The sequence below is a fragment of the Labrenzia sp. OB1 genome (assembly GCF_001624695.1).
GTDB lineage: Bacteria > Pseudomonadota > Alphaproteobacteria > Rhizobiales > Stappiaceae > Roseibium.
The window spans coordinates 1-727 of record NZ_JSEP01000094.1 but is presented as its reverse complement, the minus strand read 5'-3'; the positions used below and the strand labels follow the sequence as shown (position 1 = coordinate 727).

The 727-nt window shown below is 36.5% G+C and carries 1 protein-coding gene; it reads left to right on the top strand.

Annotation, left to right across the window (positions count from 1 at the left end; translation table 11 throughout):
* Positions 1-316 precede the first annotated feature (316 nt).
* Positions 317-727, top strand: a 411-nt coding sequence (locus OA90_RS27870) for a TlpA disulfide reductase family protein (protein ID WP_199823896.1), incomplete at its 3' end; no start/stop codon positions are given.

The following is a 727-nucleotide window of genomic DNA, read 5'->3' as shown; positions in this document are numbered from 1 at the left end:
GTGGATGGATCTGTCGAGTGTTTTTTGGCTGTTGCAGCAAAGCTGCCAGTCTCGATAGTCGACATAAACAAGGCGATGCTTTTAAATTTATCCATAATGCTCTTCCTCAATGAATGGAATGAGTGAATTAAATCGACGAATGGTATTGATGAATTATATTCACTAATGTAAGTAATTATCGGCACTTCTGATAATAATTATTTGACGTAAACTAAGTTTCATTGAAAACACCAGTCAACAAAGTTGATAAAATTTTCAAAAAATTACCTTTAAGTTGATTACCTTCAACCTAATAACTAAGGGAATCCTTATGTTCATGTTAAAACGATTGTTATTGTCCATCACTCTGACATTATTTATCAGTCCAGTTTTATTGGTGCAAGCCAGCAATGTATCACAGCAGTTATTAACCATGCCAATAACCTTAACCACGGGAGAAGTGGTTACCTTAGCGCAATATCAAGGTAAAAAGCCGGTCTATTTAAAGTTTTGGGCAACATGGTGCAAACCTTGTATTGAGCAAATGCCCCATTTTGAGCAAATAAGTCAACAACATAGTGACAATTTAGCGATCATCGCCATTAATCTAGGTATCAATGATAATTTAGCTGCGGTGCAAAAAATGCAGCAAGAGTTTAACTTATCAATGCCTATGGCTATCGATAAAAGTGGCGACTTAGCGCAAGCGTTTCGGTTACTCGGTACCCCGTATCATTTATTGTTTGAT